This window comes from Spirosoma areae (assembly GCF_054781775.1).
Window position 1 is genome coordinate 409,186 of sequence record NZ_BAAGTT010000040.1, and the last position, 14,406, is coordinate 423,591.

The 14,406-nt window shown below is 50.5% G+C and carries 13 protein-coding genes; 10 read left to right on the plus strand and 3 right to left on the minus strand.

The window, feature by feature from the left end; translation table 11 throughout:
* Positions 1-30: 30 nt before the first annotated feature.
* The 3 genes from ACYVI1_RS25270 to ACYVI1_RS25280 form a co-directional block, all read right to left on the minus strand.
* Positions 31-1,140, minus strand: a complete 1,110-nt coding sequence (locus tag ACYVI1_RS25270) for a FecR family protein (protein ID WP_460913694.1) — start codon at positions 1,138-1,140, stop codon at positions 31-33.
* 70 nt (positions 1,141-1,210) lie between these two features.
* Positions 1,211-1,840 (minus strand): RNA polymerase sigma factor, encoded by a 630-nt coding sequence (locus tag ACYVI1_RS25275; protein WP_460913696.1) that lies wholly within the window; start codon positions 1,838-1,840, stop codon positions 1,211-1,213.
* Positions 1,841-1,860: 20 nt separating this feature from the next.
* On the minus strand, positions 1,861-3,693 hold the full coding sequence (locus tag ACYVI1_RS25280; protein ID WP_460913697.1) for an endo-1,4-beta-xylanase: 1,833 nt from the start codon (positions 3,691-3,693) through the stop codon (positions 1,861-1,863).
* Positions 3,694-4,154: 461 nt separating this feature from the next.
* Between ACYVI1_RS25280 and ACYVI1_RS25285 the strand changes: the two genes are divergently transcribed.
* The 10 genes from ACYVI1_RS25285 (at position 4,155) to ACYVI1_RS25330 (ending at position 14,021) form a co-directional block, all read left to right on the plus strand.
* Entirely contained in the window at positions 4,155-5,057 is a 903-nt protein-coding gene (locus tag ACYVI1_RS25285) for an AraC family transcriptional regulator (protein ID WP_460913698.1), read from the plus strand.
* Complete coding sequence (locus ACYVI1_RS25290) at positions 5,058-6,416, plus strand: MFS transporter (RefSeq protein ID WP_460913700.1); 1,359 nt, start codon at positions 5,058-5,060, stop codon at positions 6,414-6,416.
* Between the two features lie 323 nt (positions 6,417-6,739).
* Positions 6,740-7,477: a LytR/AlgR family response regulator transcription factor gene (locus ACYVI1_RS25295; protein WP_460913703.1), complete on the plus strand. Its 738-nt coding sequence runs from the start codon at positions 6,740-6,742 to the stop codon at positions 7,475-7,477.
* A 161-nt stretch (positions 7,478-7,638) separates the two neighbouring features.
* Positions 7,639-8,391 carry a tetratricopeptide repeat protein gene (locus ACYVI1_RS25300; RefSeq protein WP_460913704.1) on the plus strand — a complete coding sequence of 251 codons (753 nt, stop codon included), beginning with the start codon at positions 7,639-7,641 and terminating at the stop codon, positions 8,389-8,391.
* 62 nt (positions 8,392-8,453) lie between these two features.
* The gene (locus ACYVI1_RS25305) at positions 8,454-8,600 is read left to right on the plus strand and encodes a hypothetical protein (RefSeq protein ID WP_460913706.1); all 147 of its coding nucleotides are present in this window, start codon (positions 8,454-8,456) and stop codon (positions 8,598-8,600) included.
* Between the two features lie 60 nt (positions 8,601-8,660).
* The gene (locus ACYVI1_RS25310; protein ID WP_460913708.1) at positions 8,661-8,927 is read left to right on the plus strand and encodes a hypothetical protein; all 267 of its coding nucleotides are present in this window, start codon (positions 8,661-8,663) and stop codon (positions 8,925-8,927) included.
* 114 nt (positions 8,928-9,041) lie between these two features.
* Positions 9,042-9,530, plus strand: a complete 489-nt coding sequence (locus tag ACYVI1_RS25315; protein ID WP_460913709.1) for a YybH family protein — start codon at positions 9,042-9,044, stop codon at positions 9,528-9,530.
* 57 nt (positions 9,531-9,587) lie between these two features.
* Positions 9,588-10,127 carry a nuclear transport factor 2 family protein gene (locus ACYVI1_RS25320; protein WP_460913710.1) on the plus strand — a complete coding sequence of 180 codons (540 nt, stop codon included), beginning with the start codon at positions 9,588-9,590 and terminating at the stop codon, positions 10,125-10,127.
* Between the two features lie 96 nt (positions 10,128-10,223).
* On the plus strand, positions 10,224-10,706 hold the full coding sequence (locus ACYVI1_RS25325; RefSeq protein ID WP_460913711.1) for a YybH family protein: 483 nt from the start codon (positions 10,224-10,226) through the stop codon (positions 10,704-10,706).
* 75 nt (positions 10,707-10,781) lie between these two features.
* A complete protein-coding gene (locus ACYVI1_RS25330; protein WP_460913712.1) occupies positions 10,782-14,021 on the plus strand; it encodes a histidine kinase dimerization/phosphoacceptor domain -containing protein in 3,240 nt (1,079 codons plus the stop codon).
* Positions 14,022-14,406 lie beyond the last annotated feature (385 nt).

Here is a 14,406-nt window from a genome sequence, read left to right on the forward strand (position 1 = left end):
CACTCACGAACAAAGTCCCCTTTAGGGGATTTAGGGGTTTTCGGACAGCTTATAACTTTTTTTAGGTTCAATAATTACCTGCGTTTCAATAATCTGGTACGAAACGCCCATCGTTTTACAAATCACGTTTAGTTTTTCGTATAGGGATTCGTCTTCCAGACTGACCGTCAGGGTTCGATTGGCAAACAGGTCTTCGTCATAGACGATATCCACCCCATAGGCTTTTTCCAGCAGGGTAAATACCTCATGGATGGGTGTATTGGCAAAGTCAAAGGAGGGTTGTTGAGCGGGTGGAGCGAGTAAGACGGGTTGTTCTACCAGGGTTTTATGAAGCTGGGCTTCCTGCCGTGAAAAAACCGCCTGCTGATTGGGAGTAAGCACTACCCCTACAGGTTGTGGCGTTGACGGATTCAGTTCAAAATCTTTTTTGGCAAATACCGAAACACGACCCGTGCGAACGGCCACAATCACCTTAGAATCAGCATCATAGGCTTTTATTCGAAAACTTGTTCCTACTACTTTCGTAACCGTTTCATGAGCGTACACCAAAAAGGGCTGGTCAGGATTTTTGGTTACGTCGAAAAAGGCTTCCCCACTCAGGTAAACGACCCGTTGCCGGGCATCGAATTTTCGGGGATAGGCGAGCCGGCTGTCTTTGGCAAGGCTCACCACCGTACCATCCTGCAAGTGAATCTTAAGGATATTGTCGGTACGATTCACTTCTTCGAGCAACCCTTCGTTTTCGCTAAACCGGGATGAAACAAGTGATGGATTCGTACCCGATTTATTGGTTTGCCACCACCATAGGGCAGCACTGAACAAAAGCAACAAACTGACCGAAGCCGCTACCCGCCAAACAGTTGCCTGATGCCAGCCTATTCGTCTTATGGGGTAAACACGAGCCTGAATATTGCGCCAAATCGTGGGGGCTAAGTCGTTGTCGACGGAAATCGACTGCGTGGTAGTTAAGTCCAGTACCAGGGTTCTGGCTGCCAATATCTTATCGGTCTGGTGGGGATGAGTGGCAATGTAGTTTTCCCAAAACAGGCGGTGGGGCGAATCGGTTTTCAGCACCCATTGCTGGAAGGTTTCCTCGAAGGCAAAATCCTCGATGTCGTAGGTGGAAAAGTCGCTGAGCATGGAGAGTACGTGTTATGTATAACCCAGTGTAAAAAACAGCCCTTTTTAATCCATTTTTTTCGGAGAATTTTTAAAAAAGACGAAGAAACGCCCATAAGAGCGGAATCAGGCCCGCTAACTGGAGTTTATGCCGTAATGTTTTGAGGGCTGTGTAGATAAACTTACAGGCCGACTGGTAGTTGACCCCCATGATTTCGGCCACTTCTTCGTTGCTCAACTCCTGAAAATACCGTAGGTGAATGGCTTCCTGCTGGCGTTTAGGCAGAAGCATCAAGGCTGCAGCCAACTGGTGGGAATGCCTGAACATTGTTTCCTGCTGAAGCAGTTGACTTTCAACGGTTTCGGAATCAGCCACAAATTCCACTTCGTCAAGTGTTTCTGTCGCCGTGAACTGAAGATGCCGTATCAGTTTATAGCGGAGCGATTTCAGCAGGTAATGTTTGGCGGAATTAACATTACTAAGGTTTTCCCGACTTTCCCACAACTCGACAAAAAGGTCCTGAATACAATCCTGAATCAGGTTTCTATTAGTCGTGATTTTATACCCGTATTGAATCAGGTGCTGGATATTTTGCTGGTATAAAAACTCAAACGCATCCCGGTTCCCCTGCTTAAAAGCTTGCCACAGGAGTGTCTCATTCGCCGGGGAATCAGGCCCGGAAAATGGACGATGCGTTGTTGTGTTTTTTATAACCTTCATGGCCGGAGTGGTAAGGTGGCTTAATCCAGTTTTATTGTAAGGTTAGCACCCTTATTATCCAATGAAAGCTTTTGATGAGTGGTTTTGCCCTGATGGGTTACACGAATGTCATAATCACCACAAAATCCCCGTACCTGACAGGTTCCGTTTGCGGCTGTTATGGCATCCAGATTTGTCCACCAGGTTTTAGTGACCAAATCGGTATATACTTTCCCGTGTTTCCGAATCGTCCAGTCCTTGTTCCACAACGCAGCCATTGGCAACCAATGAGAACCCGCCCAAAACCCCCATTGCGTAAAGCCCGTTGCTGCCGGGTGACTGTAGATAGCCGTTACAAAATCCCGTAGATAATTGGCTTTAAAATCATCATCGTCGCTATATATATCGAATTCACTAATCGAAATCGGGAGCTTGAGTTTACTAAATGTATCTAAGCGTTCCAGGACCAGTGGAATACCGGGTGGTGTTCCGCCAATGTGGGCCTGCTCAGCTATGGCATGTATCGGCGCACCGTTATCGACCAAATACTTTACCGTATTATACACATAATCGGACCCAACGCCGTCGGCATTGTTTTCTTTTATATGAAACATGGTAAAATCGTTTAAAAACAACTTTGCTTTCGGGTCTGCTTCATGGGCGGCTTTATACCATTTTACAATTTCGGGTTTCCCAACAATGTCGATTATAGTATGGTGGTACGTAGGTTCGTTGATGACATCCCATTCCGGTATTTTTCCCTTAAATGTAGTCGTAACAAACCGAACCCGGTCCAGAACAGCTTTCCGCAAGGCTACGGTATCGGTTTTCAGGCTATCCAAACCAATTGGCGAATGTTTCCACGAAGGCCAAACGACCACACTACCGTTTACCGAAATATTCCTGTCATTGAGCCAGTTAATCATGCTGACTGTAGGCTGATAGGTTTTGATTTTCGCCCAGTTTTTCCATTTCAATTCATTGTCAAAAACAACCTGATTGAAATACTGAAGCAATGTATCCCGATACATTTTAGCACCAGGCGTTTCACCCGTCAGCATAAACGTACTCGAACACGTTCCCCACGTAAACGCGCTCCGTTGCATCCGAACGGATACTGCTGCATTCGGAATTTTGCGTCCTTTTTTATCGACAACCGTGATGGCTAAATCTCCTTTTCTGATTTTTTCAATCCGGTCGGCAGCTTCTTTTCGCCAGGGAGCATTCGTGTCATCGCCGGCATAGCGTACTACAGTCCGGGGCAACTCATTGACTGATATAGGGCCGTAATTAAGTAGGCTAACGGGGCCTATTTCGAGGATTTGCGGGTATTTATCAAACCGGAAGAGCAGTCGAAGATGGGTAGGTTCTAAAATTTGTCCATTACTTTTCGAATGAAATGGAAGCTCTTTAATCTCAATCGGGATGCTTGTTTGTAGCCACTCGCTACCGATGGATAAGCCTCTTTCCATAAACGAAGGCCATTCGTATTTTCCATTGATTAGCTCATCGAGCCGCACCTCCACCAGAGCTTCACCCGATTCACGGGTACTTTTCAGGCTGCGCGCCTGAAAGGTTAACCACAGCACATCTCCTTTTTTTACCGGGGCCGTAAGTGGCAGGATTATCCCTATTTCACGCGCTAAATTTTCCTGACTGAACGTATTGATTCGCAGGGCTTTGTCGAACGATTGCCCGGTCACATTTACTTCTTCGATTATAGACGGTGAGCCACTGAGGCCCAATGGCACATATGCTTTCACGTCTTTAGCCAGTAAGGGTGTAGCCACCTGCAACTGTGCTTTTACGGCATGAGCATACAGCAATAAGCCCAATGCAATTGAAAAAATGTGGTTGAAAGAAGAACACTTCATGAACGACACTATTTATGTAAACTTAATTCGGGTTTCAGATTGACGTTAGGGGAATTTGGCACAATGCGATATGGTAGGTTGAGAAGTCCCTGAACATGGATTCGGCGTGTTTTACAGTACCCAGTGTCAAAAAGACCTTCTTTTAGTCCATTTTTTTCAATGAATTTTTTAAAAAGTAAGAAAACCGCCATAAAAGGGAATAAGGCCCGCTTATTGGCGTGTATGCCCTAACGTTTTGAGGTACGAGCAAACAATGATTATTGCCTGTTGACCAAAACAGGAGTAAGTGAGTTTTAGAAGATTAGTATTTATAAACTTTCCTATAGATTCTTGTATTTGCTCAAGTAAAGTTAGGGAGCAGGTGAGGCTTAAAAGTTTGCTATCTTTTCGGCATTATCCGGTATTTTAGCAAGTTTAGTCGCTATTCAACCGAACATACCTATAAAATACTGTACTTTACCATGCACGAACCGTTATTCCAGCGCATTCATGTTGACGAGAACCAGTCGTACAACGTGTTAAAGGTAGACCGCCCGTATTTCGTGGTTCCCTGGCATTTTCATCCCGAAATTGAGCTGATGCTGGTGGTTGAGGGCGAAGGAACGAGGTTTGTGGGCGACAGCATCGACCGTTTCGGGCCGGGCGATCTGGTGCTGGTCGGGGCCAATTTATCGCACGTCTGGAAAAACGGCCCTGCCCATTACCAGGAGCCGTCCGCGGCCCGGCCGTCGGGCGTTCGGGCAAGAGCGCGGGTCATTCTGTTTCGGGACGATTGTTTTGGCGAGCCGTTTTTCAAAACCCCCGAAATGCAGCCCGTTCAAGCCCTGTTTCAGCGGGCGCAGCGGGGTATTCATTTTTATGGAAAAACGCAGCAGGTGGTGGCCGAAAAAATTTTTAACGCTCATTCGCAGCAGGGAACCCGACGGTTACTGACGTTTCTGGACATTCTGCACGATTTGACTGAAAGTCAGGAGAATACGCTGCTATCGACCTTGAGTTATACGCAATCGATGGACGCGGGCGATATGGCCCGGCTGAATATGGTACTGAATTTTCTGATGCAGTCGTTTCGAAATCCACTTCGGCTGGAGGAGGTAGCGGCTCAGGCCAATATGTCGCCCACGGCGTTTTGCCGCTATTTCAAGAGCCGGACCAACAAAACCGTCGTGGGGTTCATCAACGAACTGCGGGTAGGATACGCCCACAAACTGTTGATTGAAACATCGGCCAAAGTGGGTGACATCTGTTTCGACTGCGGGTTCAATAACCTGTCGAATTTTTACGAACAGTTTCAGGCTATCACGGGCCGCTCACCCGCGCAGTACCGCAACGAGCACTTAGCCAGGCAAATGAATAGCAATTAGATGAACCCACTTACCAGGAATCAATTACCTACTAGCCACCCGTTTACCAAACCAGCCGGTAATCTGCGGTGGCTGATTGTGGGGTTGCTGTGCATTGCCACCACCATCAATTACATCGACCGTTCGGTGCTTTCGTTCACCATGCTCGACGAGTCGTTCCGAAAAGAGATGCTGGGTATTGCCACCAATCAGCCGCTGACTCCTGCCGACGTACAGCAGTTCAAGATTCAGATGGGCTTTGTCGATTCGGCGTTTAAGTGGGCCTATGCCATCGGGTTTATTCTCTTTGGCTGGCTCATTGACCGCGTCGGCACCCGGCGGGGGTTCAGCCTGTCGATTCTGGTCTGGTCGCTGGCGGGTATCGCGGTTGCGTTTGTACGGTCGGTGGGGGGGCTGGCTATGGCCCGGTTCAGCCTCGGTATGGGCGAATCGGGCAATTATCCTGCCAGCATCAAATCGGTGGCCGAGTGGTTTCCCAAACGCGAACGGGCCTTCGCAACGGGCATTTTCAACTCCGGAGCCAACGTGGGTATCATCGCTACGGCGGTGGTTGTTCCCTGGCTAACGCTGCATTATGGCTGGCGGTTGGCGTTTATGGCAACGGGCGCGCTGGGCCTGGTGTTGCTGGTACTGTGGCGACTGCTCTACCGCCGACCCGATGAACACCCCCGGATTTCTGCCGACGAGTTTGCCTATATCCGCAGCGATGCGGACGAGCTAACCGACAGCGATAAAAAACCGTCGTGGCTCGGCCTGATGAACTACCGACAGACGTGGGCGTTCGTGACGGGCAAAGTTTTTTCGGACCCCATCTGGTGGTTTTACCTCACCTGGCTTCCCGATTTTTTCAACAGCAATGCTGCCTTCACGCAAAAGCTGGACCTCAAAACCATTGGCATTCCGTTTCTGGTGATCTATGTCGTTTCCGACCTGGGGAATATCGTGTTCGGGTGGTTGTCGTCGTATTTGCTTGGCCGGGGCTGGTCGCCCAACCAGGCCCGAAAGACCACCATGCTGATTTGCTCACTGTGTGTGCTGCCCGTCTTTTTCGCGTCCGTCACGGCTGATTTTCGCGTCGCCGTTGGGTTGATTGCGTTGGCTACGGCCGCGCATCAGGGTTTTTCGGTCACCAATTTCACCATCATTTCCGATGTTTTCCCGAAGCAGGCGGTAGCCTCGGTGGTGGGCATTGGCGGGCTTTTCGGAGCCATCACAGGCGGGTTGTTTGCCGCGCTGTCGGGGCTGTTGATTGCCCGTGTGGGGTATGTGCCGCTATTCGTTTTCGTCAGCACGGGCTATCTGATCGCCTTAGCCATCATTCACGGGCTGATTCCAAGGATGGACCGGGTGAGATTTTAAGCGCGTAGTTGACTGTCTATCTGCCACAACGCCGTGTCGATGCGGGCTAATTCATCTCAAGCTGGGGCTGGCTATGATGTGAACAGGAAGTAAACTTAATTTATATTCTCTGGCTTCGCCATATTTCCTAATGCCTTCGCTTGATTAGCTCATTGATCTTCACAAATGTTAAAAAATGAGTTTACTTCGTGGCGGATTTACCACGTCGGCAGTCTGGCATAGCTATAGAACTACCGGGCAGAGTTACCGAAGATGCGCTACAGCCAGTTCTACCAAACTGGCTGCGCCATCCGGTACGAACGTAGTAATTTTTTGACGAAAGCATGGACACCCCCGTGAAGTTGCTCGTCGTGGAGGACGACATGATTATTGCTGCCAACATCGCCCTGCAACTCAGCAAACTCGGCTATGAGGTGAGCGGGATTGTTCCTCGGGGCGAAGAAGCCATCCTACACGCCGAAACCAACCGACCCGACCTGATTCTGCTCGACATTAGCCTCAAAGGCCCGCTCGACGGTATCGACACGGCTCATGCGATCCACCAGCGGTGGAACATCCCGATTATTTATGTCACGGCCAATACCGACGAAGCTACCTTTGCCCGGGCAAAAAAAACCCGTCCTTACGCCTTCATTTCCAAGCCGATCCGGCCGATTGAATTACAACGGGCTATCGAACTGGCCATCAGTCGCCTGGCCGACGAGCCTCACTCCGCTGCCGACACTACCCCCGACGCACCTTCTGTACTCAGTGACCGGATTTTTGTGCGGCACCGCGAAAAGATTATCAAGATTTTCATCGCCGATATTCTCTACGTTGAAGCCGACCGCAACTACTGCCACCTCTGCACGGCGGACAAAGAATACCTGCTGACAACGACCCTGAAAGTGCTGGAAGACAAACTCCCGGGCAATTATTTTGTGCGGGTGCACCGGTCCTATCTGGTGAATCTGATGCAGGTCGATGAGGTGGGCGAAGGGCATATCGGGATTAAGGGTAAAACGATTCCACTCAGCCACAACCTGCGTGAGGCATTGCTGAAACGAATACAGACCATTTGAGGGTCAAAATCAGCCACTTAGTCAATCGTAGTTCTATCTGTTTGTTTCCCCGGTAAGTAATTCCTGACCTTCGGACAGTAAAAGAGTGTGTTCGTCCGGGCGAACTTGGCTTGGGAGCATGTTGGCGGTAGGTTTAGGCCTATTAAACCCCAATCAAACTCATGAAAACTTTAGTTGCAGGAATCGCGCTCCTTTTGGGGAGCATCAACAGCGTACTCGCTCAGGATTTTTACCTGCCTGTATCATCAACCTCAAAAACGGCTATCGCGTCGCTGCATCGGGCATCAGCGTTGTACGAGAATATTCATTTCAAGGAAGGCAAAGCCGAACTCGACAAAGCCCTGGCCGAAGACCCGAATTTCTTCATGGCCTACGTGTATGCCGTGCAATACGGGTCTAAAGCCGAGAAACCAGCGTTGATCGACAAAGCTCTGGCCCTCAATGCAATGAACCTCAACGAGGCCGAAAAAATAATGCGGCAATGGCTCGTGAACTGGAAAGCAGATACAACGGCAAAAGTTGCTGAAACCATGAAGGCGCTGGTGGCTGCCTATCCGAAAACGCCACAGGCGCTGGAGTGGGCGTCGAAGCACGCTGCCTGGACCGACAAAAACGTGGACGAAGCCCTGGACTACGCGCAAAAGCTGGCAAAAATGAGCCCGAAGTTTGCGCCTAATTACAACACGATAGGCTACCTGTCTATGCAGAAGAAGGACATGGCCAAAGCCAGGGCAGCTTTTGAGAAATACATTGCCCTGGCCCCGAAAGAACCGAATGCCTATGACAGTATGGGCGAATTCTACATGGAGAATAAAGAATACGCAAAATCTGCCGAATACTACGATAAAGCCGTAGCAATGGGGCTCGCTGTGGCCAAAGATCGTGCGGATAAAGCGAGAGCCATGCTGAAATAAGCGAAAATACCACTCCTCACCACCGGGTTATAAACCACCCGACAGCTTAATCCCAAACCTGTATGCAAACGGTAGGCATCATTGGCGGAGCTGGCTTCATTGGCAACTATGTCACCCAAAAATTTCTGACCGAGGGCTACGCCGTGAAGGCGTCTGACCCCGGCCAACACCGAAAAGTACGCCCACCTGAGCACCCTCGAAAAGGCTGAAAACCTTACGCTGGTTGGCTCATGAATTCATCCAATCAATTTACATAACCATACACCCCAATGAAAACCTGTTACCTATTTTTCGTCATTGCCCTGCTGTTGAGCAGCCTTTCGCTTCAGGCCCAAACGCCACGGCCCATATTTGGCATCGAGGAAACCATGAAAACCCTGCCCGGCAAGCGTGACGAGTATATGAAAGCAGAGCGGGGAGTCTTTAAAAAACTGCACCAGGAACGGGTGAAGCGCGGCCTGATTCTCGGATGGGATTTATACGCTGTGCGCTTGCGGCCTATGGCCAATAAATCGAAGCGACACGCCAATTGGTGAATCAGGAGTTCTGGGAACTACTCGACTCCACACGATAGCCCCCAAATGAATGGAGTGATTAACAATCTCCCGATTCGGCGGTCCGATGAACCTCAAAAACTAAACCAATCTCCAATGAAAACTAACCAATTACCTCTGATGCTGGCCGCTTTTGCCGCCCTGCTCCTGTTTGTCGCCGGTTGCAACGCACCCGCGAAGGAAAAGCCTGCCACTGCCGAGGAGCTCTCGCAGGTAAACCGCGATTTTGCGAAAGCTTTAAACGCCAGGGATGCCGCAGCAGCCGCTAATTGCTACGCCGAAGATGCCGTCATACTGCCGCCCGGCCAACCCAACGTGACGGGTCATGAGGCCATTCAGAAATATTGGCAGGGTTTCCTGGATGGTGCGGGCTATGTTGATGGTGCCGTCTCGACGATCGCCACAGGCAGCAACGGCGACCTAGGGTACGAAATCGGTACGGCTGATCTTCACCTGAAAGGCCCAGACGGAAAAATCGTGACCGAGAAAATAAAATATACCATCGTTCTCAAACGCAATACCGAAGGCAAGTGGCTCCAGACCTATGATATGTGGAATCCGGTTGCTGATCCTACGGCTAAATAGGTCAACAAATTTAATCAACCCTGTTGAAAAGTTTCTTTTTTAACCTCACAAACCCCAATGAGAACCAACACATTACCGCTGATGCTGGCCGCTGTTATGGCCCTGATGCTGTTTGCCTCCGGTTGCAACACACCCGTGAAGGAAACGGCCACACAAACGACCGACGTGTCAGCCATGACATCCGAACAAAAGCAGGCGATTGAAAAGGAAATTTCGGCCCTCATCAAAGAATTCTTCCAATACGCTGAAAAATTAGACATCGAGCGGTGCATGACGTTCTTTGAAAATACGCCTGACTTTCTGGCGGTTAATCCCGATGGCACCTTCGGCGACTACAACGCACTCAAAAAACTGAACGCGGATGGGTTCAGCCAGATGGTTGGGTTCAAAATCACTCCCAAAAAGGAAGCCATCCGGATTTTGTCCGACTCGCTGGTACTCTACACCTTCTCCGTCAGCCAGGATGCCACGCTCAAAACCAGCAAAAAAATAAACTACGAAAATGTGGCTGGTACGATGCTTTTCACCAAAATCAACGGCGCCTGGAAAGCGACGTTTTACCACGAGTCTGACTCGGCACCAGTAGCGGTAAAGTAATGAGTTCCATAGCAGTGGTACGTGAGACACAGACCTTCTATGAATAAACGACAAGTCCCTCTATTTTGTGGTTTCACGCTCAAGCACCGAAATTCAATGAAAATAAAAAATCAGGTCTCAATCCTGGCCGTTTTTGCCGCCTTGCTCCTGTTTGCCCCCGGTTGCAACACACCCGCCCAGGAAAAGCCCGCCACTGCCGAAGAACTGTCGCAGATGAACCGGGACTTTGCCGCTGCGCTCAATGCTAAAGACGCGATGGCTGCTGCGAACTGCTATGCTGAAGATGCTACGTTGTATCCGCCCAATGAGTCTGCCGTTACGGGGCGGGCAAACATCCTCAACTACTGGAAAGGTGCTATTGACGCGGGGGCTACCAATGTAGCCGTCAAAACGATTGCTACGGGCAGTGAGGGTAGCTTAGGGTGGGAAACGGGTCAATTCCAGATGGATGTACGAACGCCCGATGGGAAAGTGGTTATCGATAAGGGCCGGTACACCGAATTGCTCAAACGCACTAAAGACGGGAAGTGGGTATCAATCATGGGTATGTGGAATGCCGATGCACCACCTGCTCCTTAACGGATGGCGGGCAATGGCTCCGTAAAACTTCCGTTTTTTGTATCTTGTGCGCTACTGCATACGGGTTGTCCTAACATGGGTAAATACATTCAATGGTGGCTCATCGTCCTGTTGTACCTACCCTCATCCACTGGGCAGGCACAATCCACGGTGCTTTATTTTAACGAACCGCCCAAGGCGACGCTGGGTCGCAACCGAAATCAACTGGTTATCAATCACTTTTTTAATGACCGCGACGATTTTCTCTGGTTCATCAGCGGCAATGGCCTGAACAGATACGACGGCCACGAGATCGTAACGATTCGCTCCAATCCGGTTGATCTGAATTCCCTCTCCTCGTCGCGGGCGGTCGATATGATTCAGGATAAGAAGGGCATCTTCTGGATCACCACCCGCGATGGTGGCCTGAATGCCTATAATCCGGAAACCGGAAAGGTTGCCCATTTTCGGCATGTGCCGACCAACAAAGCCAGTCTATCATCCGATAACCTGCGGTTCCTGCAACAAGATGAGTCAGGTCAGATCTGGATTGGGAGCGATTTGGGTATGAATCTGTTCGACCCAAAAACAGGCCGTACGGTCCGCTTTTTGCCAAAACCCGGCGAGGTAGGGCAGTTACAGGGCAATCCACTGTCGCCCATTGTAGTCGAACCTGGCCCCGTTAGGCCGGGCCTGGACTGGCCCGGCCTAATTTATGTCAGCACCACCGTGGGGTTCGAATACTACAACCGGATCAGTAGACAATGGCATTGTTTTCCGGCAGTAGACAAACAGGGGGCGCCTGTTCCCAACTTTACGGTTGGTCTGAATGCCCACAACAGCCTCTGTAAAGACCATCGAGGCCTGCTCTGGATGGGTGTTCCGGCCCAAACCGGGCTACGGGTGTTTGATCCTAAGACGGAGAAAATCACCTCGTTCGATAGGCACACCGCCGATGGGAAATCGATTCCGTTTCCGAAAGTAATTCTGGAAGACCAGTCGGGGCGGCTTTGGCTCTGTTGCGAGAACGACATTTTCCGAATTTCGGCAGACCGGGCCGTGGTAGAGCAATGTACGCCGGTAGCTGTCGAAAATCAGGAACGGCTATCAGGGTTGGTAACGCTTTATGAAGATCGGCAGGGGCTGATCTGGCTGGAGCGCATCAGCGATAAGAACCCGCTCTTTTTCGATACCCGCCAGGAACGCTACCCCAACCTAAAAATGCCGCAACTGGCCAGCGTCAGGCCGCTGGCCAACCACATATTACCTGAATCGGACGGCCTGACGCGCGGTTCTCCGCCGGGAGCTGGCCTTATCTGGATCGGTACCGATCTGGGCCTGATTCGCCACGATCCCAGCCGGGGCGACACCCGATTTGTGCTGAAGCTGTCCAACATATTTTCCATTACCCCCCTGCTCGATCACTACCTGCTGGTTGTCTCGGGGGATGACGGCTTGTTCATTTTTGACAAAAAAACGGGCCGTAGTACTCCGGTCTGGTTACATAAAGTAGGAGGTAAATCCATCCAGATACCCATCTTTTCGGCCTTCGATCAGGAAGGTGACCTGTGGATATCGACCTGGGGCGATGGGCTTTTCCGCATCCCAAAGGGTAGCCTGTCGGTAAAAACAGGCATCGTGAGCGTTTATGAGCAATGGAAAAATGACCCTACCAATACCAACAGCCTACCGTCGAACCTGCTGCAAAAAATTGCCGTTGATGCTCAGAATACCGTTTGGGTGTGCGGAGCCGCCAACGGGCTTTGCCGGGTGGACAAACGCACCCGGTGTGTGCAGCGATTTATGCTCCGGCAAGGCGACCCGGATGGGCTGGCCAGCAACTACACCTACGCGCCATTGGTTGATAATCAGGGCGATGTGTGGATAACGAGTGGGTATAGTGCTCCCTTACAGCGGCTGTCGGTCAAAACGGGGCGGTTCAAAAAATATGGCATCGCCAACGGATTTACGGATGATTATTTTGCCCATGCCACGCTGGACGAAACCGGTAAAATCTGGTTCAATCAGAATCAGGTGGTTTCCTGTATCGATCCCTTAACAGAGAAGGTGACCACGTTTCCGCAGTTTGTGGGCACCTCGGTCTATTCCACGCCCATTGCCGCACAGCCCATCACAGGCGAGGTTTATTTTAGTTGCCAAAACAACCTACGGCGGTTTAGGCCAGCCCTTATTCAGAACGCCCCCCGAACGCCGTCGCCCCTGCGGCTGGTGGCGGTGTCTTGTTTCGATGCCGACAAGACAGAAACGATGAAGCCCCTGCCCGAAAATCGCTGGCGAGCCAATGAGCTGGCGTTGTCGTACCGGGAAAACACCCTTGACATCAAATTTGCGCTTTTGGATTACCGCAACACCACCAGTCGGGAATATGCCTACGCCCTGACCGGGGCGAATGAGGAGCCACAGTGGGTAAGCATCGGCCTGAAAAATACCGTCGATTTTGCCCAGATGAAACCAGGAACTTACCTGTTCCACCTAAAAGCCCGCAACAGCGACGGGATTTGGACTAAACTGGCAACACCCCTTCGCATCGGTATCAGCCCGCCCTGGTGGCAAAGCCCCTGGTCCTATGCGGCTTATGCGCTGCTGTTACTGCTTGGATTTTGGTACCTGATGAAGGCCCGCCTGCGTGAACAGGCTCGCGAACTGGCCCTGCAGGAAGCTGTAGTGATTAAACAGCAGCGCGACGAGATTGCTCAAAAAAACGCCCAAAATGAACTCCTGTTGAAAGAGATTCATCACCGAGTCAAGAATAATCTGGCACTGGTGTCGAGTTTGCTGGCGTTGCAGTCGGCTAAAGTCACCGACCCCAACGTACTGGAAGCCATACAGGCCAGTCAGAACCGGGTGCAGAGCATGGGCATCATCCACCAGAAACTGTACCAGGGTGAGCAGTTAGGGGCTATCGAAATGAGCGATTATTTTAATAATCTGAGCGAAAACATCTTCCATTCGTTCGATGCTGCCAGCCGCATTACCATCGATTGTTCGATGCCCGAACTGGTGCTGGATATTGACACGGCGATTTCCATAGGATTGATAACGAATGAGTTACTAACTAACTCGCTTAAATATGCGTTTGTCGGCAAGGACAGCGGCATCATTCGCATCAGCCTGACGCGGATGGCCGACGATTCATTGCTGCTGCAAGTGGCCGACAATGGAATCGGCAAGCAGCCCGTGGAAGCCGTTAACGAAACGGGCTTCGGCACCCAGTTGGTAGACCTGCTCGCCCTCCAGCTCGATGGTATTCTGACCTACGAGAACCAGAACGGAACGCTCGTCAAACTCCGCTTCAACCGGCCAGCCATTGCCTGAGGCTGGTCAAAACCTGGTCTCTGTACTCGCCCCTTTGCTCATTTGGTAAACAATAGCCGCCTTTCGGTAGGTATCGTTTTTCTTACGTAACAAACTTTTATTACCATACCCTCTCCCCTTTTCCTTCAACCGGCCGTTTTCGTCCAATAAAAGGGGGGTTAATACGATTTATTGGAATCTTAATCTACTATCGATGAATGAGTCACTCCATCTAAACTAAAATTCAAAATCGTCCACGACACCCTCCGTTTCAGATAGGAAATAGGGATCCCGTGTGCAACTATTAATACCTGTCAACTACAAACGGTCGGCCGTTGCCGTACGATTCGGCAGCAATACTCATCATGATGATTATGGATGCTATGCTGTTTTAAGGAATGATCCG

Coding starts and splice junctions, on each gene's coding strand:
- ACYVI1_RS25280 (WP_460913697.1), bottom strand. CDS start 3,693: ATGAAGTGTTCTTCTTTCAACCACATTTTTTCAATTGCATTGGGCTTA.
- ACYVI1_RS25270 (WP_460913694.1), bottom strand. CDS start 1,140: ATGCTCAGCGACTTTTCCACCTACGACATCGAGGATTTTGCCTTCGAG.
- ACYVI1_RS25285 (WP_460913698.1), top strand. CDS start 4,155: ATGCACGAACCGTTATTCCAGCGCATTCATGTTGACGAGAACCAGTCG.
- ACYVI1_RS25315 (WP_460913709.1), top strand. CDS start 9,042: ATGAAAACTAACCAATTACCTCTGATGCTGGCCGCTTTTGCCGCCCTG.
- ACYVI1_RS25320 (WP_460913710.1), top strand. CDS start 9,588: ATGAGAACCAACACATTACCGCTGATGCTGGCCGCTGTTATGGCCCTG.
- ACYVI1_RS25310 (WP_460913708.1), top strand. CDS start 8,661: ATGAAAACCTGTTACCTATTTTTCGTCATTGCCCTGCTGTTGAGCAGC.
- ACYVI1_RS25305 (WP_460913706.1), top strand. CDS start 8,454: ATGCAAACGGTAGGCATCATTGGCGGAGCTGGCTTCATTGGCAACTAT.
- ACYVI1_RS25330 (WP_460913712.1), top strand. CDS start 10,782: ATGGGTAAATACATTCAATGGTGGCTCATCGTCCTGTTGTACCTACCC.
- ACYVI1_RS25290 (WP_460913700.1), top strand. CDS start 5,058: ATGAACCCACTTACCAGGAATCAATTACCTACTAGCCACCCGTTTACC.
- ACYVI1_RS25275 (WP_460913696.1), bottom strand. CDS start 1,840: ATGAAGGTTATAAAAAACACAACAACGCATCGTCCATTTTCCGGGCCT.
- ACYVI1_RS25295 (WP_460913703.1), top strand. CDS start 6,740: ATGGACACCCCCGTGAAGTTGCTCGTCGTGGAGGACGACATGATTATT.
- ACYVI1_RS25325 (WP_460913711.1), top strand. CDS start 10,224: ATGAAAATAAAAAATCAGGTCTCAATCCTGGCCGTTTTTGCCGCCTTG.
- ACYVI1_RS25300 (WP_460913704.1), top strand. CDS start 7,639: ATGAAAACTTTAGTTGCAGGAATCGCGCTCCTTTTGGGGAGCATCAAC.